This is a genomic window from Paraburkholderia sp. JPY465, assembly GCF_050436725.1.
GTDB lineage: Bacteria > Pseudomonadota > Gammaproteobacteria > Burkholderiales > Burkholderiaceae > Paraburkholderia > Paraburkholderia youngii.
In genome coordinates this window covers 2,971,436-2,995,407 of sequence record NZ_JBNDMT010000003.1, presented here as the reverse complement: position 1 = coordinate 2,995,407, position 23,972 = coordinate 2,971,436, and the positions used below count along the sequence as shown (strand labels likewise).

The window sequence follows — 23,972 nt, the reverse complement described above, 5'->3', positions numbered from 1 at the left end:
ACGACGGCGGACAGTTTGGAGTTTTCGATGACTTTGCCTTGCATCATCGCCGCGCGCCGCTTCGACGCGAACGCGCATCGGCCGTTTCTGATCGGCGCCGAACAGGTCGGCTGGATTCGCGAGCGCGACGTGCCGCTGCTCGCGCGCTGGCCCGACGTGTTCGAGATTACGAACAACGGCGTGACGCTCTGCGCGACCTTCGATACCGTCGATTTGCGCAGCGCGGCGCTCGCTTCCGTGATCGGCGCGCTCGCCGCCGATGGCCGTATCCCCGGCTGGCGCAACGAAACCTACGCGATCCGCAACGCGTTCGACGCGCCGCCGCTCGCGTATATCGAGCGCGCGGCGTCGCGCTTCTTCGGCACGATGACGTACGCGGTGCATCTGAACGGCGTCGTAGAATATGCGGATGGCGGGGCGTCCTTTGGCGGAGCGCCCTTTGGCGGTGCGCCCTCTGGCGGAGCGCCCCGTGGCGCGCCGCAATTGTGGATCGCGCGCCGCAGCGACACGAAGGCCACCGATCCCGGCATGCTCGACAACGTCGTCGCGGGCGGGATCGGCTGGGGCTTCGGCATCGCCGAAACGATCGTCAAGGAGTGCTGGGAAGAAGCGGGCATTCCAGCGGAGATCGCGGCGAGCGCGGTCGCGGGCCGCACCGCGCATGTGCTGCAATCGCTGCCGGAAGGCACGCAGGCCGAGCAGATTTTCATCTACGACCTCGCGCTGCCAGCCGACTTCGCGCCGCGCAACCAGGACGGCGAAGTGGGCGAACACCGGCTCGCGCGCATTGACGAAGTCGCGCGCTGGATCGAGGAAGGCGCGCTGACCGTCGATGCCAGCCTCGCGACGCTCGATTGCCTGCTGCGCCGCCGCTGGATCGACGAGGACGCGTGCGAGGGCATCGACGCGCTGTTCGCGCCGCCGTCGCTGGGCTAACTGACGCTCATCGGTCAGGCCCGCCCGCGCAGCCAGTACCCACTGAAACAAACCACGCATTGAAGAAGGGAGTCACCGAGGTCATGTCGACCGATCACAGCTTTATCCTCAAACTGTCGTGCGCCGACCGGCCCGGCATCGTTCACGCCGTGTCGGGCTTTCTGTTCGAGCGGGGCAGCAATATTCTCGACTCCGCGCAGTTCGGCGACAGCCGCACCGGCGAGTTCTTCATGCGCGTGCATTTTCAGCAGGTGGGCGGCGATCCGGGACTGGACGCGCTGCGCGCGTCGTTCGTGGCCCTCGCCGAGCAGTTCGGCATGAGCTGGGAGTTGCACGACGCGAACGTGAAGCCGCGCGTCGTGATCATGGTGTCGAAGATCGGCCACTGCCTGAACGATCTGCTGTTCCGCTACCGCACCGGTCAACTCAACATCGAGATCCCGGCGATCATCTCGAACCACAAGGAGTTCTACCAGCTCGCCGCGAGCTACGACATCCCGTTCCATCACTTCCCACTGCTCGGCGGCACGCCCGAAGCGAAAACCGCGCAGGAAGCGCGCGTGCTCGAAGTGATCAACGAGCATCAGGCCGACCTCGTGGTGCTCGCGCGCTACATGCAGATCCTGTCGCCGAACCTGTGCGAGGCGCTCGCCGGCCGCGCGATCAACATCCACCACTCGTTCCTGCCAAGCTTCAAGGGTGCGAAGCCGTACTACCAGGCGTTCGACCGCGGCGTGAAGCTGATCGGCGCGACGGCTCACTATGTGACGACCGATCTCGACGAAGGTCCGATCATCGAGCAGGAAGTCGAGCGCGTCGACCACAGCATGACGCCGGAGCAACTGACGGCGATCGGCCGCGACGTCGAGTGCGTGACGCTCGCGCGCGCGGTGAAGTGGCACGTCGAGCACCGTGTCGTGCTGAACGGCAGCAAGACGGTGGTGTTCCGCTAAAAATTGCGCCGGTAACACCGCGCCGGCCGAGGCCGGCGTGGCGCTTTCCCCGCTTGTATTACGAACGCGCTGCCGCGCTGCCCGTGCTTTTCCCGGGATTCGCGTTTTGCGCGGAACGGCGGCGCGCGCTCAGTTTCTTCAGCCAGATCAGAAGGCCCGTGACGCTCAGCACGGCCACCGCTAACCCCACCGCGCTGATCAGAATCCGCCCGCCGAGTCCGAGAATGCGCCCCGAGTGCAGCGGATACTGCATCTGCAGGAAGATGTCGCCGGCCGTGCCGTGGCCGGGAATCCGCGTGGCGAGCCGCTTGCCGGTGGCGGCGTCCCAATACATCCATGGGTTGCCGAGGCCGGTGTCGCCGTGGTCGTTGCCGGCCGTGTAGAAGCCGACGCCGTACGTATGCATGAATTCGGCGTAGTAGAGCCCGCCCGGTGGCGCGGCGACATGCATCTCCTTGCCGGCTTGCTCGGCGAGCTCGACGATGCGCTCGCGGCTCAGCACCTGATCGCCCGGTTGCGGCGTGCGCAGGATTTCGGGGTCGCTGAACGGATCGGGCGTCACTGTCGACAGTCGTGACACGATCGGCCGCACCACCTGCGACGACAGATTCATCGAAATCGACGTCAGCGCGACGATCGCCAGCAGGCCCCAGATCCATACGCCGCCGGAGCGGTGCAGATCGAACGTCAACGCATAGCCGCCGCGTTTCAGGCGGAACGCGAACGACTTGCGCCAGGCCTTCAGGCTCGGAAACGACAGGCACAGCGCAATCACGCTATCGAACAGCCACACGATGCCGACGATCCCCATCAGCCACGTGCCGATGTCAATGCCGCCGATGAACGGCAACTGCAGCGTGTAGTGCAGCTTGTAGATGAACGGAATCAGGTTGAGCCGCGCGAGCGACATGGCGCCCCATTCACGGCGTCCCTGGATCTCGCCGGTGACGGGATCGACGGCGATCTGGTTGAAGTCGAGCGGGTAGGGCTGCTTCGTCGCCGGGTCGGTGCGCGGCAGCACCATCATTTGCAGCGCGTGACCCGGTTCGACCTCGAGCGGCAGATAGGTCACCCGAAGACGCGGATCGGCGGCTTCGACGCGATTCGCCAGTTCGAGCCCGGACAGCGTCGGCCCGGCCGTGCGAGCCAGGTAGAACGACGGGTTCAGCGCGGCATCGAGCTCGTGGTCCCACGCGATGATCGCGCCCGTAAGTCCCGCGACAAACAGAAACAGTGCGGTCGCGACGCCGAACCAGCGGTGCAGGCGGACGAGCTGGCGTCTCATGCGAGAGCCAGGGGGAATCGCGGGCGGGAAACCAGGTGAAACGTCACGATGCGGACTGATTGTAAATAGGAATTGTTCGCATCTTAGGGGGTAGTGCGGTCGGCTGCAAGTTTTCTGTCAGCAGCAGGCGACGATGCCGCTTCGCTTTCGTCGCCTGACTGGACTGCTGGGCGGTGCGTGCTGAGGAGCGTTAGTGAGTGCTGACTTTGAAGCTCACCCTAGTCCCGCTCACACCAACCGCAAATAAATCAGCTCCCGCTTGATGTACGCATAAAAAATCGGCGCGGCGATGACCCCGGCGATACCGAACGCTGCTTCCATCACCAGCATCGCGATCAGCAGTTCCCACGCGCGCGCCTCGATTTGACCGCCGACGATCCGCGCGTTCAGAAAGTACTCGAGCTTGTGAATCAGGATCAGGAACACGAGCGACATGATCGCCGCCGGAAAACTCACCGACAGCGCGACCGCGACGATGATGGTGTTCGAGATCAGATTGCCGATCACCGGCAGCAGACCCACGATGAACGTGACGAGCACCAGCGTTTTCGACAGCGGCAGCCGGTCGTGGAAGGTCGGCAGGATCACGAGCAGGAAGATCGCCGTGAATACCGCGTTGAGTGCGGAAATCTTCACCTGCGCGAACACGATGCGGCGAAACGCGTCGGCAAAACGCGTGACGCGCGTGACGAACGCGGTGGACAGCGGCAGCCGCTGCATATGCTTCTGGGCGCCGACTGCGATGATCGCGCCGATGATCATGCCGATCAGCACGTGCGTGAACGCGCGCGCCGCGGTCGTGCCGCTTTGCTGCAGCATGTTCGCGTGCGTGTGCATCAGTTCCGCGGCCTTCGTCTTCATCTGCTCGGTGTCGACCGGCAGATAGTTCGCGACGAACTGCGGAATCCTGCCGCGCGCCTGGTCGATCAGTTGCATGGCCTGATCGAGCAGCGCCTGCACGCTGGGCACGTCGTTCTCGAAATGCGAGATGATGCCGAGCGTGAGCCCCGTCAGCGCGCCGACGATCACCGTCGACAGGAGCACCACCGCGAGCCAGCGCGCCCGCCTGCTCGACATGTGACGTTCGATGCGCGGCGCGATCATTTGCACGAGCTGAAACACCAGCAGCCCGGCGAGCAGCGCGCCGAGCAGCTTCAGTTCGATGACCGCCCACATGCCGAACAGCATCACGACGTAGCTGCCGATCTCGACCGCCGACAGCTTCGGCAAACTCATGTCGCTGGTCAGCCTGACCGGGCGCGGGCGCAGGTCCTGCACCCGATCTTCTTCGCGCGCCTGATTACGCTTGGTCATGGCTTATCCCGTCTCCAACCTCGATAGTGCAGCGTTATTTTGTACTGGCGGCGCGCTTGAGCAGCGGCGCCAGATATTTTCCGGTAAAACTGGCCTTCGACTTCGCAACTTGCTCGGGCGTGCCTTGGGCGATGATCTGCCCGCCGCCGGCGCCGCCTTCGGGGCCAAGATCGATGACCCAGTCCGCGGTTTTGATTACATCGAGATTATGTTCGATGATCACGACGGTATTACCCTGGTCACGTAACCGGTGTATGACTTCCAGCAACAGCGCGATATCGTGAAAGTGCAGGCCGGTGGTCGGTTCGTCAAGGATGTATAGCGTGCGACCGGTATCGCGTTTGCTCAGTTCCAGCGACAGTTTCACCCGCTGTGCCTCGCCGCCCGACAGTGTGGTGGCCGACTGCCCAAGGCGAATATAGCCGAGACCGACGTCCAGCAGGGTTTTCAGCTTGCGCGCGACGACCGGCACGGCCTTGAAGAACTCGTACGCGTGTTCGACCGTCATGTCGAGCACTTCGCTGATGTTGCTGCCTTTGTACTGGATGTCGAGCGTTTCGCGGTTGTAACGCTTGCCGTGGCAGACGTCGCACGGCACGTACACGTCGGGCAGGAAGTGCATTTCGACCTTCAGCACGCCGTCGCCCTGGCACGATTCGCAGCGCCCGCCCTTGACGTTGAACGAGAAGCGGCCCGGGTCGTAGCCGCGCTCCTTGGCGGCCGGCACGCCCGCGAACAGCTCGCGGATCGGCGTGAACAGGCCGGTGTAGGTTGCCGGATTCGAGCGCGGCGTGCGGCCGATCGGCGACTGGTCGACGTTGATCACCTTGTCGAAGTGCTCGAGGCCCTCGATCGACTCGTACGGCGCCGGCTCCGTGGCCGAGCCGTACAGATGATGCGCGACCGCCTGATACAGGGTGTCGTTGATCAGCGTCGACTTGCCCGAGCCGGACACGCCGGTCACGCAGGTCAGCAAACCGACCGGCAGATCGAGCGTCACGTTGTGCAGATTGTTGCCGTACGCCTCGACGATGCGCAGGTGCCGCTCGTCCGGTTCCTTGCGCTCGTCCGGGTATTCGATCGTGCGCGCGCCCGACATGTACTGGCCCGTCAGCGACGCCGCGTTCTTCTGTATCTCTTTGGGCGTGCCCTCTGCGATCACCATGCCGCCATGTTCGCCGGCGCCCGGGCCCATGTCGACCACGTAGTCGGCCATGCGGATCATGTCCTCGTCGTGCTCGACGACGATCACCGAGTTGCCGAGGTCGCGCAGATGCTTGAGCGTCGAGATCAGCCGGTCGTTGTCGCGCTGATGCAGGCCGATCGACGGTTCATCGAGCACGTACATCACGCCGGTCAGCCCCGAGCCGATCTGCGAGGCGAGGCGAATGCGCTGCGCTTCACCGCCCGACAGCGTTTCCGCGCTGCGCTCGAGCGACAGGTAATCGAGCCCGACGTTGTTCAGGAACATCAGTCGCGCGACGATTTCCTTCACGACCTTGTCGGCAATCTCGCGCTTCGAGCCTTCGAGGCGCAGCGTCTGGAAGTAGCCGAGCGCATCGCGCAACGGCCAGCCGCTGATCTCGAAGATGCCGCGCGCGTCGCTGTCGGCGCCGATGCGCACGAACCGCGCCTCGCGACGCAGCCGGGTGCCCGCGCACGCCGGGCACGGCTGGTTGTTCTGATACTTGGCGAGTTCTTCGCGTACCGCGGACGAATCGGTTTCGCGGTAGCGCCGCTCCAGATTTGGGATGATCCCTTCGAACACGTGCTCGCGCACCGACGTGCGGCCGCGCTCGTTGATGTACGAGAACGGAATCTCCTGCTTGCCCGAACCGTACAACAAGATCTTTCGGACTTTTTCCGGCAGGTCCTCGAATGCGGTGTCGATGTCGAAGTCGTAGAACGCCGCGAGGCTCTGCAGCATCTGGAAGTAGAACTGGTTGCGCCGGTCCCAACCTTTGACGGCCCCCGCCGCGAGCGACAGCGACGGATGCGCGACCACCCGCTTCGGATCGAAGAACGTGATCTGGCCGAGGCCGTCGCACTCGGGGCACGCACCCATCGGGTTGTTGAACGAGAACAGCCGCGGCTCGAGTTCCTGCAGCGAATACGAGCAGATCGGGCAGGCGAACTTCGAGCTGAACAGGTGCTCCTTGTCGCTATCCATTTCGAGCGCGATCGCGCGGCCATCGGCGAGACGCAGCGCCGTTTCGAACGATTCGGCGAGACGCTGCTTCATGTCGGGACGCACGCGCAAACGGTCGATCACGACGTCGATCGTGTGCTTGTCGTTTTTCTTCAGCTTCGGCAGCGAGTCGACTTCGTAGATTTTCGCGCTGCCTTCGTTGGCGGTGCCGCCGCCCGAGCGCACGCGAAAGCGCACGAAGCCTTGCGCCTGCATGTCCTCGAACAGATCGGTGTGCTCGCCCTTGCGATCGCTGACGACGGGCGCGAGGATCATCACGCGCGTTTCTTCAGGCAGTGCGAGCGCCGCGTCGACCATCTGGGACACGCTTTGCGCTTCGAGCGGAATTTCGTGATCGGGGCAGTAGGGCGTGCCGACGCGCGCGAACAGCAGACGCAGATAATCGTGGATTTCGGTGACGGTGCCGACCGTCGAACGCGGATTGTGTGAGGTCGCCTTCTGCTCGATCGAGATAGCCGGCGACAACCCTTCGATCAGGTCGACGTCGGGCTTTTCCATCAGTTGCAGGAACTGCCGTGCATAGGCGGACAGACTTTCGACGTAGCGCCGCTGCCCTTCCGCGTACAGCGTATCGAACGCCAGCGACGATTTGCCGGAGCCCGAAAGCCCCGTGATAACGACGAGCTTGTGACGCGGTAGGTCGAGATTGACGTTCTTCAGGTTGTGGGTGCGAGCCCCACGAATACGGATTTGTTCCACGGATTTATTCCATGAACTGCGGAAAGGGAAAGAGGCCAAACCTGCTACTATAACGACTTTTGTGCGACACGCGTCGCATCGACTGGACGGCGCAAGCCGTCCCATTGGTGGCACCTTGGGCCACCCCTTGTGTAGCAAACGAAACCGGGTGCTGTATGGCCTGGACTCGTAGCCTTAGATGCTCTGGAGTCCTCGGACTCTTGTGCGTAATTGCATTGGCCTGATTACCGTCAGGCTCCGCCAGTTAGCGGCTTCAATTCCGCTAACAAAGCGGATTGGAGTATGTAATTTTCAGGGTATGTCGAGCGCAAGCTCGGTGTGTCATTGTTCGCCTCGCGGGATGTATCTGCGAGGGAGAGAACCTGCTGTACGACCAGCAGTAGCCTAGGAGGACATGCGTCACTGGCTAACGGTGGGGTGTGAAGCTTCTCTGACAATGTAGCCCCCGGATGTTTCGGGCGGGTGACTACCGCGAGGAAGTCACTCGGAGACTCCTAGCAGCAAGGGGGTCAAGGAGCTAGGCTGGCTGATACGGTTAATGTAAGTGAACTGCTGATAAACCTCGTGATTATAGAGGTGCCAAAGCTGCTGATAGGCATCAACCAAACGGTGTGCGGTCGGTTGAACCGTTGGAAGTTCGGTTCACGTCGTCGTTAGACCGCCGGGGAAGAGGCAGAACCTAAGTCAGTCGTGTGACATGCCGGGAACGTGGTAAGCCCGTATGGTTGCCTGCGGAGCACTGCAGGCAGGCGGACCGCAAGGAACGCTGTTGACTGTGCGGGTATGGGAGGACGGAAAAAGCGAACGCCGGGCTGTAATGGTCCGGATAGGGATTGAGACATCATCCCACGCGAAAGCGGGCAGACTTCCGTCTGGTCTACCGTCGCAAGATGGCTGACAGACCTTAGGACTTTGGTAGACACGGGCGTTCGCGCCCGTGTGTAGTCGATGGATGAGATGTGGGCGCATGCGCCCACATTTGTTCAACTGTTGTTCCCCAGCGGGGTGTATCTGCCCCGCTGGGGAAGATGCGCCTTCTGCTATGGGAATGATCAACCCAAGGTAGGAGAGCAGCATGAGAGTATCCGTCCGAAAGGATGGATCTGCGCTTTCCCACGCGCCGGACAACTGGTACGCCGTAGATTGGCGTCGGGTCGAACGGAACGTGAGAGGGATGCAGATTCGAATTGCGAAGGCGACGCGGGAAGGTGACTGGCGCAGGGTGAGAGCCCTGCAACGGATGCTGACCCGCACGTTGTCCGCAAAGCTGTACGCGGTACGACGTGTTACGCAGAACCAGGGTGCGCGAACGGCTGGAGTCGATCGCGAGCTATGGGATTCGCCTGAGAGCCGATGGGAAGCCATCGGCCGGTTGAAGCGGCGCGGATACAAGCCTCTGCCATTACGGAGGGTCTTTATCCCCAAGGCCAATGGGAAGGAGCGCCCTCTGGGCATTCCGACCATGCGGGACAGGGCGATGCAGGCCCTGTATCTGCTGGCGCTGGAGCCGGTATCGGAATCGACGAGCGATCCGAACTCTTACGGGTTCAGACTTAATCGTTCGACGGCCGACGCCATGTCGCAGATCTTCGTCGCCATGTCCCAGAAGGGCTCTGCCCGGTGGGTGCTGGAAGCGGACATCAAAGGCTGCTTTGACTGGATCAATCACGACTGGCTGGCTGCCAATGTCCCAATGGACAGAGGCATTCTGCTTAAGTGGTTGAAGGCTGGCCTGATTTATAAAGGTCAGTTGCAGGCGACGGAGGCCGGTACGCCGCAGGGGGGCATCATTTCCCCGACGCTGGCCAATGTAACGCTGAATGGGTTGGAACGTGAACTAGCTGCGCACCTCGGTGCGAAGTTCGGGATCGCGAAAGCCAAGAAGCTGAAAGTGAATGTGGTGCGATACGCGGATGATTTTGTTATCACCGGCGACTCGAAAGAGATGCTGGAGAGCGAGGTCAAGCCTTGGGTGGAAGCATTCCTTGCTGTCCGGGGACTGCGACTGTCGGAGGAGAAAACGCGGATCACCCACATTGATGACGGCTTCGATTTCCTTGGGTGGAATTTCCGGAAGTACTCGGGAAAACTGCTCATCAAGCCGAGCAAGAAAAACGCGCAAGCGTTCTATCGCAAGGTGTCGGAAACGATCAGCGGCAACAAGACGGTGAGGCAGGAGGATCTGATCCGGCTGCTGAACCCGATGCTACGGGGCTGGGCGCAGTATCACAGTCCCGTCGTGGCCAAGGAGGCGTACAACCGCATGGAGTATCTGGTTTTCCGGAGACTCTGGTGGTGGTCGAGGAGGCGACACCCGCAGAAGAACGCCAGATGGGTGGGACAGAAGTACTTCCACTCCGTTGGTGAACGACAGTGGGTCTTTGCCGCTCCCGTGGTTTGGAAAGACGGTAGCAACGGACTGTTTGAGTTGTACCAGATCAACGGTACGGCCATCAAACGGCACAAGAAGGTGAAAGGGGACTACCATCCCTTTGATCCGACGTGGGAGCAGTATGGCGAGCAGTTGCGTCAGGAACGCATGTGGGAATCGGTGCGTTACCGGAAGCAATGGGCGACGCTATATATGTCGCAGAGCGGGCTGTGTGCGCACTGTGGCTGTGCCCTGACGGAGGACACCGGCTGGCATGACCATCATCTGGAGTATCGGATGCATGGCGGGTCGGACGCGTTGTCCAACCGGGTACTGCTTCACCCGCACTGCCACCAGCAGGTGCACGCTGGTAAAATCGTAGTAACTAAGCCGGTTCTGTCGTAGACAGAACTTAGTTTGTAGATTTGAGCCGTATGCGTGGAAACTCGCACGTACGGTTCTCGGGGGGCCCGATCTTCGCAAGAAGGTCGGGCTACCCGACCCAGACCGCCGTTACGGCGTGCTGACAGCGGGAAAGAGGCGTAGCTGGGGCCGTTTTCCGCGAGTACAAGATGCCGCGAGCATCGGCGGGGACGGTAGGGCACGGGCTTTGCGCGTCGCTTTGCGACGTCTCCTCGGCGCGGACCTGCCGATATGCCGGAGCTAGCCGCCCGCCTGTTCGTCCTGCTCCACTGTGCTGGCGCTCAAGGCTGTCGCCACGGGCTCGCCCGCCCGGTTCATTCAAACAACGCTTCGATGTCCAATCCGTCCGCCATCTCCACACGCATGAGCGCGCCCGAATTGCGCGCGACCGTGTCGCTTGCCGCCATCTTCGCGCTGCGCATGCTGGGTCTCTTCATGATCATGCCGGTGTTCTCGATCTACGCGAAGACCATCCCGGGTGGCGAGAACGTGCTGCTCGTCGGCATCGCGCTCGGCGCGTACGGCGTCACGCAGTCGATGCTCTACATCTTCTACGGCTGGATCTCCGACAAGATCGGCCGCAAGCCGGTGATCGCGACGGGCCTGCTGATCTTCGCGATCGGCAGCTTCGTCGCGGCGGCCGCGCACGACATGACGTGGATCATCGTCGGCCGGGTGATTCAGGGGATGGGCGCGGTGTCGTCGGCGGTGATCGCTTTCATCGCCGATCTGACCGCGGAGGAACATCGCACGAAGGCGATGGCGATGGTCGGCGGCAGCATCGGTGTGTCGTTCGCGGTCGCGATCGTCGGCGCGCCGATCGTGTTCCATTGGCTCGGCATGAGCGGACTCTTCACGCTGGTCGGCGTGTTCGCGATCCTCGCGATTGGGGTGGTGCTGTGGGTCGTGCCCGATGCGCCGAAGCCGGTGCACGTGCGCGCGCCGTTCGCCGAAGTGCTCCACAACGTCGAGCTGCTGCGCTTGAATTTCGGCGTGCTCGTGCTGCACGCGACGCAAACCGCGCTGTTCCTCGTCGTCCCGCGCATTCTCGAAGCAGGCGGGCTGCCGGTCGCGTCGCACTGGAAGGTGTATCTGCCGGTGATGGGGCTGTCGTTCGTGATGATGGTGCCGGCGATCATCGCCGCCGAGAAGCGCGGCAAGATGAAGATCGTGCTGTTGTCGGCGATCGCCCTTATCCTGATCGGCCAGTTGTTATTGGGCGTTGCTCCGCATACGATTCTAAGTGTGGCGGCGATCCTGTTCGTGTACTTCCTCGGCTTCAATATTCTCGAAGCCTCGCAGCCTTCGCTGGTGTCGAAGCTCGCGCCCGGTACCCGCAAGGGAGCCGCGGCCGGCGTGTACAACACCACGCAGTCGATCGGTCTTGCGCTGGGCGGGATGGTCGGCGGCTGGCTGCTGAAGATGAACGGCCAGAGCGCGGTTTTCTTCGCCTGCTCCGGGCTGGTATTTTGCTGGCTTATAATCGCCGCAAAGATGAAACAGCCGCCGCGCAAGGCATAACGCAGCGTACTCGGGGCACTTCCCGAATCATCCAGAACTCACCCGGCGGCGGGCAGAGGCGCTCTTCTGGTCTCGGGCCTGCCGGCCATGAGACGCGAACCGCGTAGTGCCGCGCCGCCTGCAACAGGAATCAACAGGAGAAATTCATGGCATCCGTGAACAAGGTCATTCTGGTCGGCAACCTCGGCGCCGATCCGGAAGTTCGCTATCTTCCGAGCGGCGACGCAGTGGCGAACATCCGCCTTGCGACGACGGACCGCTACAAGGACAAGGCGTCGGGCGAGATGAAGGAAGCCACCGAGTGGCACCGCGTCGCGTTCTTCGGCCGCCTCGCGGAAATCGTGGCGGAATATCTGAAGAAGGGCTCGTCGGTGTACCTCGAAGGGCGCATCCGCACGCGTAAGTGGCAAGCCCAGGACGGTACCGATCGTTACTCGACCGAAATCGTCGCGGAACAAATGCAGATGCTCGGCGGCCGTGGCGGCGCATCGATGGGTGGCGGCGACGAAGGCGGTTATAGCCGTGGCGAGCCGTCGGAGCGTAGCGGCGGCGGTGGTGGCCGCGGCATGTCGTCGGGCGGCGGCTCGCGCGGCGGCAGCGGCGGTGGCGGCGCGAGCCGTCCGAGCGCGCCGGCTGGTGGCGGCTTCGACGAGATGGACGACGATATTCCGTTCTAGACCAGAATAAGTCTATTTTTGTGGGTAAAAGCCCGCTTTCCCTTGTGGAAGCGGGCTTTTTCTTTACCCACACTTATTTTTGTGTTTAAATGGTCGATGAGCTTAACCCTTACTTGCTAAAAATGGTGGGTAGATGGCCCAGTACATCGCCAAGCGGGTGCGTTTTCGGAACGGAGAGCGCGTGTCGGTGCTCAAGGCTCCCAATGGTTTGCCGGTACACGAAGTCACCCTGTACGTCGACAAATACCGGCGCAAAGGTCGGGCGGCGAACACGATTCACGGCGTCTGCAGGGCGTTGGCTCTGCTGTACCGCGAACTAGCCAGCAAAAAGGTGGACCTGTTTGCACGTCTGAGCGCAGGCGAGTTTCTTACAATTCCCGAAATGGACCGGTTGGCGTCCGCCGCACAGTATCGAGTCGATGACCTCGATGATGAGGACGACGTCGAAGACAATCCCTCTGTCATCAATCTTGCGCGAATCCGGTTTCGCCGACACGCCCGTGAGGCCCCCACCCGTCGGGCGGTTGATGTCGAGACTCAGGCAACCCGACTTCGATACATGGCGGACTTTCTGGAGTTCGCCGTCAACTACGTGAGTTCCACGCTTACCTCAGCCGCGCGAGCCGAGTTGAAGGCTACGAGCGAGCGCGCGCTGACGGTTTTTCGAGCAAACATCCCCAAGGATTCGAAGCGCTCAAAGCTCAATGCACGGGTCGGTCTCAGCACGGAGGAAATGGACCGGCTTCTTGCCGTCGTCAAGGTTGATTCTCCGGATAACCCGTGGGTGCACGAGTTCGTCCGGCGGCGCAACTGGCTGATTATTGTGTTGCTGCTTGCGACAGGCATGCGCCGTGGCGAGCTTCTTGGTTTGCAGGTAGGGGACCTCGCGCCTAATCAGCCGAAGCTGCGCATTGTTCGTCGAGCTGATACTACCAGTGATGCTCGACTGAAACAGGCCAACACAAAGACCGGCGACCGGGAAATTGAGCTGCGCCCTGCCATCATGAAAGCGCTTTGGGCGTTTATCCGGTCGGAACGCTACGCCATCAAGGCGGCCCGGAAAATTCCCCAAATCTTTGTCTCGGACGAAGGCCAGGCGCTCTCGGAGTCGAGCGTCGATAAGCTTTTTGCTGATTTGCGCGCTGCCTGTCCGGGACTTCCGATGCGACTGACGAGCCATGTCACGCGCCATACCTGGAATGACCGGTTCTCCGAGCAGGCCGAAGCCCTCGGACTCAGCGACGCGGTGGAAGAAAAGGCGCGTAACGCACAGCAGGGCTGGGCGGATAACTCAGCGATGGCCGCCACTTACACGCGTCGGCATACCGCCCGCAAGGGGCGCGAGGTAGCGTTAAAGCTGCAGGAGCGACTCGATGAATCACTCAAACAAGACAAATAACCCAGTCTCTGGCGAACTCGCGCTTCGCTTACCAGAAACCGCATTCACAAAGCGGGGCATCGCCTTCCGGCCACGCGAGGATGTCTGGGACTGGTTTGACGGTCCGTTCCGACTTCGCTTGGACTTTCTCAGATTCAACGGAGCGACGTCGTTCCTGTGTGAGCCACTCAAGCATGCCTTGATGGTTTTTGCGAAGAGCAGCTCGTCCAGTTACGTGAGCAATCTTTTTCAGGCACTGACCCATTTCCTGTCCAAGAGAGACGAGGCTGTTCCTTTGACTGCTATTACTGTCGAGGAAGTCTCGAACTATGCGGCGAGGCTCCAGGCACATGAAAAGTGGCGGGTGGCTACCCTGAATGTCCTGCTCCAGAAGTGGGTAGCGCTTGCGTTGCCCGGGGTGGAGCCGGAGTGCACCAGATATCTGCGCGGACGTCGCAAGCCGGGGAATACCAAGGGACGAGCTGTTCTGACGCGAGACCCAGAAGACGGCCCGTTCAGCGAAGCGGAATACACATCGCTGTACAAGGCCGTTGATACGGCTTACGGCAAGGGTGAACTGCCGCTGTGGGTCGCCGTTCTGACGCGGCTCCTCTTCGCGTGTGGTGGACGCGTGTCTCAGTACGCCTCTCTGAAGGTAGTTGATTTTTCGGTTCGCGATGGCTCATTCGTCCTCAACCTTCCGCAGGCCAAAACACGAGAAGCACATGCCCGCTCGTCCTTCAAGGAGTTCGACTTGAGTCCGCAGACAGGGCGGTTGATACAGGACTACGTTATTTCGCTCAACGTGCTGGAACACGGAGGCGATGCGGCGCTTTTCCCGGAGAGCGTTGTGCTGGTCGCCGGGCCTACCGAGAGGCAGCGGGAAACCGATGACCTGTTTTTTGGTCACTGTACGGCAACCTCGCTATCGAGGGTGTTTCGGACCGCGCTGAATCGTATCGCTCCCCCGACCGAACGCCTCAACTATTCGCCGATTCCGGTTACGCCGCAGCGGTTTCGATACACCTTTGGCGCGCGACTCGCCGAAGAGGGTGCCAGTAAGGTTGTCATCGCCGACCGGCTGGGGCACGTCGACCTGCAACAGGTCGGCGTCTACGTCCAGGCTACGCCCAAAATTGTGGAAAACATCGACGCTGCCATGGGCAAGCAATTGGCTCCTATCGCGAGCGCGTTCAAAGGGCAGTTGGTCGAAGACGAGCAGCACTCAACTCAAAGAGGTGCGGCGGGCAGCAGAATCATCGATTTTCGCGTTGCGAAAGACCCTGTTGGCAGCTGTGCTGGTCGGGGATGCGGCTTCAGCAAGCCGGACGCCTGTTACACCTGTTTCAAGTTCGAGCCGTGGCTCGATGCGCCGCATGAAAAGGTGTACCACCGCCTGATGGAGCAGCGGAATGCACACGCGGGCGACGAGCGAATCGCGGCCATCAACGACGACGCTATTCGTGCAGTCCAGGAAGTCATGGCGGAATGTGCTGCAGTGCGGGCACAGCGCAGGAAGGACGAACAGGAGACCGCATGATGGATGCACGCGTTCTTCACTTCACCCCGCACGCCGAGCTGGAGCCCCAGGCTAACCTGGAGGCCTTTATCGACCTCTGCAGGCAATCAGAGGTTCTCAACGCGCGTCAACAGTTTGACCTGAATGTCTGGGAATGTGGGCATCTGAAAGGCCACAACAAGGTCCTCAGCGCTGTGTTCAGCACGCTGGAAGCCGCGCTCGTCGATGCCCCCGAGCCGTGTCTACCCCAGCCGTTTCTCGACTTTGCCAAGGCGACACTCGTTTATATGCAGGACATGAATCCTGTGGTCTCTCAAAACGTTCGCATCACCGCATTGCGGTGCCTTGAAGCGGCACTGCGCGAGTCGCATAAAGGCTCTCGCCCGACGGCGATAAACGTGGACGTTTTGGATACAGCCGTCGAGCAAGCGAAGAAGGGGGACCCGAAGACGGGAGGCCGTTCCGCGATGGGGGCGTACCAGGTCGCCGGACAGATTAAGAAAATTGCGGACTTGATGAACTCTCTCGGTTTCATTGAGCTTCGCAAGGAGTGGGTTCACGGCCTGAAGAAGGGACGCGACCTAGGCTCAAGAATATCCAAAGAGGCGCTGAAAGCACGGCAGGAAAAACTTCCTTCGGCAGCTGTGCTGCGCGCGCTAGCAGGAATTTTCCGCGAAGCAACCGAACCGGTGGATGTGACGGTGTCCAGTTACACCGCGTTGCTGTTGTGTGCGCCGGACCGCATCAACGAAGTGCTCCGACTGACGCGTAACTGTATTGTCGACGGTGACGGTGAGTTTCTTGGAAAGCTCGGGTTGCGCTGGCCCGGGTCGAAAGGGTTTCCTGACTTCACCAAATGGCTTCCTTCGGAAATGGCACCGGTGGCACGGGAAGCGATAGCAAATCTTGTGAAGGCGACAGCTGATGCGCGGAAGATTGCCAAATGGTACACCGCAAATCCGGGTGCGATATACCTGCACAAGGCTGCCTCGCATCTTCGAGGGAAGGAAGTCTTGACCACGCCGGAGTTAGCCCTGGCCCTGTGGGGAGATGAAAGCGCCTACCCGTCGGCGGGGTATTGGGCTAGCAACACCGCGAAGCTCGACAGCATCTCGTTGGGCAGCAATCGCGTCGGTTACCGATTTGAAGACGTGGAACGAGCAGTCCTGTCGATGCTGCCGAAAACATTCCCGAATGTTCCCGGCGCGCCTGAGCTGCTTTGCGAAAACGCTTTGGCCATCGCCCGGACCAACGAACTGCACGCCACGAGAGCGACCTGGTGGTGCATGTTCACCTGCGTCGACTATACCGCCGTTACGAAGCGCCTCAGCCCCGGGGACGACCGGGATTCAATTTTCAAGCGCTTCGGCTACACGGAAGACGATGGCTCACCTATCGTCCTCAGGAGCCACAGCCTGAGACACTACCTGAACATGCTGGCCCACATGGGCGGCATGAGCAGCACGGAAATCGCCATATTCTCCGGACGTAAGGATGTGAAGCAGAACCGGGCCTACGACCACATGACCTCGGACGAGGTTCAGGCACCGGTCAGCGCGGCGCTGAGAGCCGGTTTTACCGACAATCTGGTGGTCTCGGAAGCGCGTGACCTCATTGTGCGCAGCGACTTCCAGCGGAAAGGGGCTGTTGCTGCACACACGACCGCATACGGGTGGTGCGCGCATAATTTCGCCAGCGAGCCATGTCCTATGCATCGCGACTGTATTAACTGCGAGGAACAGGAGTGCGTCAAGGGTGAGACGCACAAGGAGGCGAATCTCCGTCAGCTCAAAAGTGAAACCGAATACCTGTTGAAGGCCGCACGCGAGGCTTTGAACGACGAGGAGTACGGTGCTGACATTTGGGTCAAGCATCAGACCCAGACGCTCGAGCGCGTCAATCTCCTGCTATCTATCATCGAGGACCCGGCGGTTGCGCCCGGGGCACGGATTCGACTCAAGGTCGTCAATGCTCCGCTCGTCACCGCTGATGACGCTCCTCCCAGTAATGCCCTTGAGACTCCGGAACCGGAGGAGCAGGAATGAAGAAAACGCGCGCCCCCGACCTGACCGAGGAGCGAATCAAGGAGGTGGTCGACATTCTCGACGGCTGGACGGGCAAGCTCACGTGGGATGCATTGCTCGATGCCGTAGAGAAGTCTATCGGCATCAGGTATTCGCGCTTTACGTTCTCCGAGTATCCGGAAATCGCGAATGCGTTCTCCTTCAAGAAGGACGCACTCCGTGGGACGAAGCCGGGTGGCCGAGGCGAGCCACGGGACGAACGGGTTCGGGCCGCGCTGGAACAGAAGCAAAGGTACAAGGACAAGGCTGAGCGGCTTGAGCAGGAAAACCAGTTGTTGCTTGAGCAGTTCGTCACGTGGGCGACGAATGCGGAGCGCAAGGGAGTTACGATGGCGATGCTCAATGCACCGCTGCCCAAGCCCAAGCGGGACCGCACCGGAGGGGATGAGTGATGGCAAACGGGCAGCAGCTGGCTGAGGAATACGTACTGCGGTTCGCGACCTGGGCCGCTTCGAAGACCGACGATGACTTCCGGAATCTGGTGACACGTGGCGTCCTCTCACGTACGGAAATCGCCGCAGAATGCGGCTTTGCCAAATCGGCTCTGGCGCAGAATCCTCGTATACGGAAGGCGCTGAAGGACCTGGAAGACTCGCTGCGCGAACGCCACGTACTTCCTCCGGTAGTCGAGCCTGTGGAATCCGGGACCGAGGTGCCGGGGCAGGTTCGCCGCGCCGAACCCGTACGCGCGGCGCAGGATGCAGAGCGACTGTCACGTCTAGAACAGGAAAACGCCAGTCTGCGAGCAGAAAACGCCGAGCTCAAACAGCTGCTGGCTCGCTATTCTGTGCTGCATGAGGTCCTCGCGGAGACCGGGAGGCTGCCTCGATGACTGAAGCTGTCACAGTCGCCCTTCGAGTGACTGGCTTGCGCTCGCAGAACCCTCGCGGATTCGGTGGTGCAATCTTTACGGGCGTACCTATCGACGTTGACGGTTCCGTTCCGGATGCTCGTTCATACATCGTGGTGAAAGCGAACCGGACGGTGCTCGGAGCTACGCGTGTCGAGCGTGGCCAATGGTGGCAGGTCAGCGGGCCTGTTACCGAGCGACGTGTTGTCGTCGATGGTTTCGAGCTCGTCGAGCAGCAGGTGGATGCTGAAGTTGCCCACCTCGCGATGCCCGCAGGCGAACACATCATCAAATATATAGCCGAGAATCCCGCATTTGAAGGTCTCGGCTCCGTGAAGGCCCGACGGCTCTGGGAGCGTTTCGGCGAGCGCTTGTACACGATTCTGGACGAGGCGGACCCTTCGGCATTGACCGACGTGCTCACGGAGGACGCAGCGCGGATGTTGGTCAGCGCCTGGGCAGCGCATGGCCAGTCCCAGACACTGCAATGGCTGCAGGCCAACGGCTTCGATTTACGTATTGGTCGCAAGGTGTTGAAGTACTTCGGCCGTGAGGCGCAGGCGCGTATCGAAGAGGACCCTTACCGTCTTCTGTCGTTCTTCGGCAAATGGGCGGATGTTGACCGACTGGCGATGAGCCGATTTGGCGTCCACGCTGATGACCCCCGACGCCTGCGTGGTGCTGTTGAGGAAGCGTGTTATCGCACGTTTGCCAACGGGCACACCGTCATGCTCAAGGCTGACCTCGAGAAGCAGCTCACCCCACTTCTGGGCGAGCCCCGCCACGATGCATCATGGCGTCAGCTTGCCGCTACAGCCGTGAGCGAAGGCCTGTCCAACGGCACCTTCGTAGAGAGCGCGTCCGGATTGCAGCCATTGGGCGCACTGGTCATGGAGAGGCAGGTCGCCAAAGCGATTTGCGAGCGGCTGACAGGAAGCCCGCAACCGTTGCTCAGTGCCGCTGCGGTGGACGGCATCATTGAGGCCGTTCAGGCCGAAGATGGCATCAGCCTGAACCGTGAGCAGCAAAGCGCCATTCATCTGGCCGCCGGACACGCGTTTGCCTGTATCACCGGCGGTGCGGGCGTAGGCAAGACGACCGTCCTTAAGGCTTTGTACCGCGTCTATGACGCTGCGGGCATCAAGGTACTTCAAGTCGCCCTCGCGGGACGCGCGGCGAAACGAATGCAGGAGGCAACCGACCGGGCGTCCGCGACTATCGCCAGCTTCCTCAAAGCGATGCGGGATTCAGATTTCGACGGCCCTACTGTGCTGGTTATCGACGAAGCGAGCATGGTCGACATCATTTCGATGAGTCGCATCTGCCAGGTGCTGCCTTCCCATGTGCGCTTGTTGCTAGCCGGAGACCCGCATCAGCTGATGCCCATCGGGCCAGGGTTGGTTCTCCATTCCATCGTACGCATTCCGGCTATCCCTGCAGTCGAGTTGACGACCGTGAAGCGCTACGGCGGAGAAATCTTTACGGTGGCGTCGGCGATTCGCGCTGGAATCTGGCCCGCCGCTGGCACTGACCACTCGGCTCCGGTCGCCTTCATCCCGTGCGACGACCGGTTGGTTGCCGAGCGGGTGGTTGAGTTGTATGCACTGGACCCTGCAAACACGCAAGTATTGTCCCCGTTGCGGAACGGTCCGGCAGGAACGAAAGCTCTGAACCAGATGTGTCAGCAGCGATTCACAAGCGGGCTTGCCGAGGTGGTGCGGTGGAATGACGAGTTCGAGCGGCCAGAGTATTGCGGATTCAACTTGGGCGACGTGCTTCTGTGCACGCGAAACATGTGGGACAAGGCCCTGCAAAATGGGTCGCTCGGCAAAGTCGTTCGGGTGGAAGCGCCGCCTGCCGGAGCTCCGGCTGAAACGCCCGCAATTCTCGCGTGGGTCGAATGGGACGACGGCGTCCTTCGCGCATTGACCGACGACATGCTCGAAGATGTCGAGCTGGGTCGTGCAGTCACCGTTCACAAAGCCCAAGGCTCGCAATGGCCTCGAATCATTGTGCCGGTGACGGATTCGCGGCTATTGGACCGCACGTTGCTTTACACCGCTATCACTCGAGCACAGGTGCAGGTTCTTCTGGTGGGCGACATCGATGCCGCGCGCCTGGCAGTACTTGCGCCTCCCAAGGCACATACGCGCAAGGTAGCGCTGGACCACGCCCTGGCGAAATATCTCGAAGAGGCGGAAGTCAGTGCCCTTGAGCAGGTATGAAACTGTGCGAAGACGCTGAATGGGTCAAGGGCGGGCGCAGCCCGGCGTAGCGAACCCTTGACGCACGCGGGGATTGCCACGCTATGGCCTGGTTGGAAGCTCGGCACTATCGGGCTTCCGACCATGCCATACTTGCGTGTTGGCAGGCGTGTGCCACGCCCGAATCATGGCTCTACCCACAAAACCGGGTCAGGTCGCCCCAGACGCTGAAAATGAGCCCTCAGGGCGACTTTACCAACAACTCTTCGGGCTGATGCGCCGGGAAAGCCCGTCACTCACTCACATCGAGCGCGCTATCAACATTTTTTAGTGGGGATAACCGTTTTGACCGTTCCGGCTCCATGCCGACCCGACCAGCGTCCCGCTGATCGATACAACGAGAAAGGCCCGCTTTCTGTGAGGAAAGCGGGCCTTTCTGTTTGGCGGCATTTTTTACGTCACACGCGCGCACGGAGCCTTTCCGCCGAAAATCACCGGCTCAAATGCTCCAGTGCATCCCGCAACGGCAGACTCGAAATCACGATCGGCCCGGTGAACGGCGTATCCAGATCGACGATCACATAAACCGCCGAAGCAATCGACACCGCTCCCAGCGTGATCGTCACCAGCGCCAACGCATTGCGCGGCGCGATCAACCCGAAGCTCAGAAAGATCACGCCTAGCCAGAACGTCAGCGTCTTGAAGAACGGCTGCGAAATCGAGCTGTGCGCTTCCTCGATGATCTTCCAGCGCGCGTCGATGACGCGGCGGTACTGAATCAGCGCGTCATCGAGCGCGCGTTGCTGCAACGCATCCTGCGTGCGCAGTTGTCGCAATTGCCGCCCCACCGTGGTCAGCATGTCGCCCAGACGCACGTTTTCGAGTTGCTGCGAACTGTCGGGCGAACCGAGATCGCGCGGGTAGTCGCCGCTCGGCGCGGGCTCGCGCGGCCACGTCGACGCGATCGCCGCCGCTGTGTACTGGCGCAACAGGCGTCGCGACCCGTCGGCCGCGCTGCCGAGCTCGCGCAGCGTCGTGTCGAATTCGATCAGTTCGGCCGCATAGGTGCGCAGATCGTTCGACGCGGTGTCGAAGCTCGATTTCGCCGATGCCGTCATCAAACCCAGCACCAGCGCGGCGAACGTCACCAGCATGCCGATCACGAGCTGCACCAGCTGTACGGTCTCGTGCGCCTTGTGCTCCTCCGGCAGCAGCGGCCGCACCCCGACGCCGAGGCCGGTGGCGATCAGCAGCAGCGCGAACACGAGTACGGCCGAACCGATTTCCGACATGGGCGCGCTCCGGGCAGGAAGGGGCTTCGACAGAAGGGCTGCAGCAAACGGGCTTCGAGACTCCATTGATGTAACGCAAGCGGGGCGAGCGATCAACCATAAAGTTTTCCACCGATGCGCCGTTGTCCTCAATGTGCTGTTTGCTTAATTTTCAGACAAGTTGCGGACCGGGCCGAACGGCGTGGGCGCAGCCTGCGTGGCCATGCAGCTATCGTCAACGATACGGAACCATCGGCCGGGCAGCCCAAGGAGACCAGTCCGATGTTGAAAAAGCTGTCGATTCGCACCAGCCTCACCCTGATGATCGTGTTCTTCGGCATCGTGCTGCTGCTCGGCGCGGCCGCGGGATTGTTGTCGCTGCGCTCGTCGAACGCGTCGCTGCAGCAGATGTACACGGTCGACACGCCCGCCGTCGCCGACCTCGAAGGCAGCTCCGGCCAGTTGCTGCGGCTGCGTCTGGCGCTTGCGACCTACGCGTCGCTCGTCGCGCTGAACGATCAGGACGGCGCGAGCGCGGTGCTCAAGCGCTTCGATCAGTACCGCAAAGCCTCCGACGAGCGGCTTGCCCACTATTTGAGCCATGCGGGCACGGATGCCGATGAGCAGCGTCTGATCGCCGACATGCAGCAAAAACGCGACGCGTTTCTGCGCGATGGCGTCGATCCGACGCTCGCCGCGCTGAGGTCGAGCGACACCAACGCCTTCCAGCAATTGCAGGCGCATAAGCTGCCATCGCTGTACAGCGCGTACGAGAAGGCAATGCTCGCGCTCGAGCAGTTGCAGCTCGATCATGGCGCCCAGCGCTATAAGGATGCTCAGGACCTGTTCTACGCGATCAGCACCGCGGTGGCGATCGGCATTGCGCTGTCGCTGGTCGGCGGCTTGCTCGCCCGCTTCGTGCTCGTGCGCGCGATCGTCACGCCGGTCGATGCGACGATCGCGCAGTTCCAGCGCATCGCCAATGGCGACCTGAGCGGCCGCGTCGAAGTGCTCGGCGACAACGAAATGGGTCGTCTCGCGGCTGCGCTGCGCAAGATGCAGGAGTCGCTGATCGCGACCGTCAACGCGGTTCGTCAAGGCACCGAATCGATCGATACCGGCGTCAGCGAGATCGCAGCGGGCAACGCCGATCTGTCGCAACGTACCGAGGAGCAGGCCGCGGCGCTCGAGGAAACGGCCGCGAGCATCGAAGAGCTGACCTCGACGGTCAAACAGACGGCCGACAACGCGAAGCAGGCGAGCACGCTCGCGCAGGGCGCCTCGACGCTGGCCGCGCAGGGTGGCGAGTTGACCGACAAGGTGGTCGGCACGATGCACGGCATCGTCGACGATTCGCGACAGATTGCCGATATCGTCGGTGTGATCGAGGGGATCGCGTTTCAGACCAACATCCTCGCGCTGAACGCCGCGGTCGAGGCGGCGCGCGCCGGCGAGCAGGGACGCGGCTTCGCGGTCGTCGCGAGCGAAGTGCGCTCGCTCGCCCAGCGCAGCGCGGCGGCGGCCAAGGAGATCAAGGGCTTGATCGATGCGTCTACCGCGCGCGTGGAGCAGGGCTCGCAGCTCGTCGAACGCTCGGGTACGACGATGAACGACATCGTCGGCGCGATCGCGCGCGTCAGTTCGATCATGAACGAGATCGCGGCGGCGGCGCTCGAACAGAGCACCGGCATCGATCAGGTCAATCGCGCGGTCGGTCAGATGGACGAGGTCACGCAGCAGAACGCGGCGCTCGTCGAGCAGGCGGCCGCGGCGGCGAGTTCGCTGGAAGATCAGGCACGGCGCCTGTCGGCGGCGGTGGCGGTGTTCCAGACCGGCAGCGAGTCGCGCGGTGGTGTTGCTGCGCCGGGCGCGAAGCGGGCCGGAGTTGTCCGCGAGCGCAGCCTGGATAGCGAGTTCGTCGCGGCGTGATGCGAACCGTTGCGCGGGATCACCGCGCAACTTATCCAGTCTCTCTCTATTGGATGGCTTCGTAATACCTCACCACGGCGTCGACTTCCTCAAGCGCCATCGGCGGTGCGAGGTTGCACATCTGCTAGTTGATGTTGTTGCGCCGCGCCCGAAGCGAACGCCTGCATCTGCGCGGTCAGATAAGCCGTTGATTGTCGCCGAGCCACGGCGCCGGGATCTTGAGATCGAGTTGGCCGTGACGCGCGGCGCACGGTCCGAGATTGCGTTGCGGATGGCCCTGCATCACGAGCCCGGTTGCGATAGCGAATGGCTCACGGCGTGACGAGCCACTGCGCTGCGTCACCGCGCG

Annotated in this window: 17 protein-coding genes; 12 read left to right on the top strand and 5 right to left on the bottom strand. The window is 61.7% G+C overall.

Going from position 1 to position 23,972, the window contains the following annotated elements; all coding sequences use genetic code 11:
* The first annotated feature begins 27 nt into the window (after nucleotides 1–27).
* Together QFZ94_RS28395 and purU are read left to right on the top strand one after the other, a co-directional pair.
* On the top strand, nucleotides 28–936 hold the full coding sequence (locus QFZ94_RS28395) for an NUDIX hydrolase (protein WP_429460994.1): 909 nt from the start codon (nucleotides 28–30) through the stop codon (nucleotides 934–936).
* Nucleotides 937–1,019: 83 nt separating this feature from the next.
* Entirely contained in the window at nucleotides 1,020–1,889 is an 870-nt protein-coding gene (purU, locus tag QFZ94_RS28390; RefSeq protein ID WP_368584436.1) for a formyltetrahydrofolate deformylase, read from the top strand.
* A gap of 58 nt (nucleotides 1,890–1,947) precedes the next feature.
* Here the strand turns inward: purU and QFZ94_RS28385 are convergent, their stop codons facing one another.
* From QFZ94_RS28385 to uvrA, 3 genes are all read right to left on the bottom strand, one after another.
* A complete protein-coding gene (locus QFZ94_RS28385) occupies nucleotides 1,948–3,174 on the bottom strand; it encodes a PepSY-associated TM helix domain-containing protein (RefSeq protein ID WP_429460992.1) in 1,227 nt (408 codons plus the stop codon).
* Nucleotides 3,175–3,402: 228 nt separating this feature from the next.
* Complete coding sequence (locus QFZ94_RS28380) at nucleotides 3,403–4,488, bottom strand: AI-2E family transporter (RefSeq protein WP_368584438.1); 1,086 nt, start codon at nucleotides 4,486–4,488, stop codon at nucleotides 3,403–3,405.
* A 34-nt stretch (nucleotides 4,489–4,522) separates the two neighbouring features.
* A complete protein-coding gene (uvrA, locus tag QFZ94_RS28375; RefSeq protein ID WP_429460990.1) occupies nucleotides 4,523–7,396 on the bottom strand; it encodes an excinuclease ABC subunit UvrA in 2,874 nt (957 codons plus the stop codon).
* A gap of 1,075 nt (nucleotides 7,397–8,471) precedes the next feature.
* On the opposite strand from uvrA, the gene ltrA reads away from it, so the two are divergent.
* From ltrA to QFZ94_RS28330, 9 genes are all read left to right on the top strand, one after another.
* Nucleotides 8,472–10,172, top strand: coding sequence for a group II intron reverse transcriptase/maturase (ltrA, locus tag QFZ94_RS28370; RefSeq protein ID WP_429460988.1), 1,701 nt, complete (start codon nucleotides 8,472–8,474; stop codon nucleotides 10,170–10,172).
* A 351-nt stretch (nucleotides 10,173–10,523) separates the two neighbouring features.
* Nucleotides 10,524–11,711, top strand: coding sequence for an MFS transporter (locus QFZ94_RS28365; RefSeq protein ID WP_368584440.1), 1,188 nt, complete (start codon nucleotides 10,524–10,526; stop codon nucleotides 11,709–11,711).
* Between the two features lie 146 nt (nucleotides 11,712–11,857).
* Entirely contained in the window at nucleotides 11,858–12,388 is a 531-nt protein-coding gene (locus QFZ94_RS28360; RefSeq protein WP_152851823.1) for a single-stranded DNA-binding protein, read from the top strand.
* Between the two features lie 133 nt (nucleotides 12,389–12,521).
* Nucleotides 12,522–13,787 carry a tyrosine-type recombinase/integrase gene (locus QFZ94_RS28355; protein ID WP_429460986.1) on the top strand — a complete coding sequence of 422 codons (1,266 nt, stop codon included), beginning with the start codon at nucleotides 12,522–12,524 and terminating at the stop codon, nucleotides 13,785–13,787.
* The gene (locus QFZ94_RS28350) at nucleotides 13,762–15,306 is read left to right on the top strand and encodes a site-specific integrase (protein ID WP_429460984.1); all 1,545 of its coding nucleotides are present in this window, start codon (nucleotides 13,762–13,764) and stop codon (nucleotides 15,304–15,306) included. The genes QFZ94_RS28355 and QFZ94_RS28350 overlap by 26 nt, the downstream gene beginning before the upstream one ends.
* The gene (locus QFZ94_RS28345; RefSeq protein WP_429460982.1) at nucleotides 15,303–17,330 is read left to right on the top strand and encodes an integrase; all 2,028 of its coding nucleotides are present in this window, start codon (nucleotides 15,303–15,305) and stop codon (nucleotides 17,328–17,330) included. Before QFZ94_RS28350 ends, QFZ94_RS28345 begins: the two co-directional genes overlap by 4 nt.
* A complete protein-coding gene (locus QFZ94_RS28340) occupies nucleotides 17,327–17,761 on the top strand; it encodes a hypothetical protein (protein ID WP_429460980.1) in 435 nt (144 codons plus the stop codon). Before QFZ94_RS28345 ends, QFZ94_RS28340 begins: the two co-directional genes overlap by 4 nt.
* On the top strand, nucleotides 17,761–18,201 hold the full coding sequence (locus QFZ94_RS28335; RefSeq protein ID WP_429460978.1) for a VPA1267 family protein: 441 nt from the start codon (nucleotides 17,761–17,763) through the stop codon (nucleotides 18,199–18,201). Before QFZ94_RS28340 ends, QFZ94_RS28335 begins: the two co-directional genes overlap by 1 nt.
* Nucleotides 18,198–20,444, top strand: a complete 2,247-nt coding sequence (locus QFZ94_RS28330; RefSeq protein ID WP_429460976.1) for an ATP-dependent DNA helicase — start codon at nucleotides 18,198–18,200, stop codon at nucleotides 20,442–20,444. The genes QFZ94_RS28335 and QFZ94_RS28330 overlap by 4 nt, the downstream gene beginning before the upstream one ends.
* Nucleotides 20,445–20,914: 470 nt before the next feature.
* Here QFZ94_RS28330 and QFZ94_RS28325 read toward each other — a convergent pair whose 3' ends face one another.
* Entirely contained in the window at nucleotides 20,915–21,715 is an 801-nt protein-coding gene (locus QFZ94_RS28325) for a hypothetical protein (protein ID WP_368584442.1), read from the bottom strand.
* A gap of 261 nt (nucleotides 21,716–21,976) precedes the next feature.
* On the opposite strand from QFZ94_RS28325, the gene QFZ94_RS28320 reads away from it, so the two are divergent.
* Nucleotides 21,977–23,623 (top strand): methyl-accepting chemotaxis protein, encoded by a 1,647-nt coding sequence (locus QFZ94_RS28320; protein WP_410848173.1) that lies wholly within the window; start codon nucleotides 21,977–21,979, stop codon nucleotides 23,621–23,623.
* Nucleotides 23,624–23,798: 175 nt separating this feature from the next.
* Here the strand turns inward: QFZ94_RS28320 and QFZ94_RS28315 are convergent, their stop codons facing one another.
* A complete protein-coding gene (locus tag QFZ94_RS28315) occupies nucleotides 23,799–23,966 on the bottom strand; it encodes a hypothetical protein (protein WP_429460974.1) in 168 nt (55 codons plus the stop codon).
* Nucleotides 23,967–23,972 lie beyond the last annotated feature (6 nt).

Coding starts and splice junctions, on each gene's coding strand:
- QFZ94_RS28385 (WP_429460992.1), bottom strand. CDS start 3,174: ATGAGACGCCAGCTCGTCCGCCTGCACCGCTGGTTCGGCGTCGCGACC.
- ltrA (WP_429460988.1), top strand. CDS start 8,472: ATGAGAGTATCCGTCCGAAAGGATGGATCTGCGCTTTCCCACGCGCCG.
- QFZ94_RS28380 (WP_368584438.1), bottom strand. CDS start 4,488: ATGACCAAGCGTAATCAGGCGCGCGAAGAAGATCGGGTGCAGGACCTG.
- purU (WP_368584436.1), top strand. CDS start 1,020: ATGTCGACCGATCACAGCTTTATCCTCAAACTGTCGTGCGCCGACCGG.
- QFZ94_RS28335 (WP_429460978.1), top strand. CDS start 17,761: ATGGCAAACGGGCAGCAGCTGGCTGAGGAATACGTACTGCGGTTCGCG.
- QFZ94_RS28395 (WP_429460994.1), top strand. CDS start 28: ATGACTTTGCCTTGCATCATCGCCGCGCGCCGCTTCGACGCGAACGCG.
- QFZ94_RS28330 (WP_429460976.1), top strand. CDS start 18,198: ATGACTGAAGCTGTCACAGTCGCCCTTCGAGTGACTGGCTTGCGCTCG.
- QFZ94_RS28350 (WP_429460984.1), top strand. CDS start 13,762: ATGAATCACTCAAACAAGACAAATAACCCAGTCTCTGGCGAACTCGCG.
- QFZ94_RS28340 (WP_429460980.1), top strand. CDS start 17,327: ATGAAGAAAACGCGCGCCCCCGACCTGACCGAGGAGCGAATCAAGGAG.
- QFZ94_RS28365 (WP_368584440.1), top strand. CDS start 10,524: ATGTCCAATCCGTCCGCCATCTCCACACGCATGAGCGCGCCCGAATTG.
- QFZ94_RS28320 (WP_410848173.1), top strand. CDS start 21,977: ATGTTGAAAAAGCTGTCGATTCGCACCAGCCTCACCCTGATGATCGTG.
- QFZ94_RS28325 (WP_368584442.1), bottom strand. CDS start 21,715: ATGTCGGAAATCGGTTCGGCCGTACTCGTGTTCGCGCTGCTGCTGATC.
- QFZ94_RS28345 (WP_429460982.1), top strand. CDS start 15,303: ATGATGGATGCACGCGTTCTTCACTTCACCCCGCACGCCGAGCTGGAG.
- QFZ94_RS28355 (WP_429460986.1), top strand. CDS start 12,522: ATGGCCCAGTACATCGCCAAGCGGGTGCGTTTTCGGAACGGAGAGCGC.
- QFZ94_RS28360 (WP_152851823.1), top strand. CDS start 11,858: ATGGCATCCGTGAACAAGGTCATTCTGGTCGGCAACCTCGGCGCCGAT.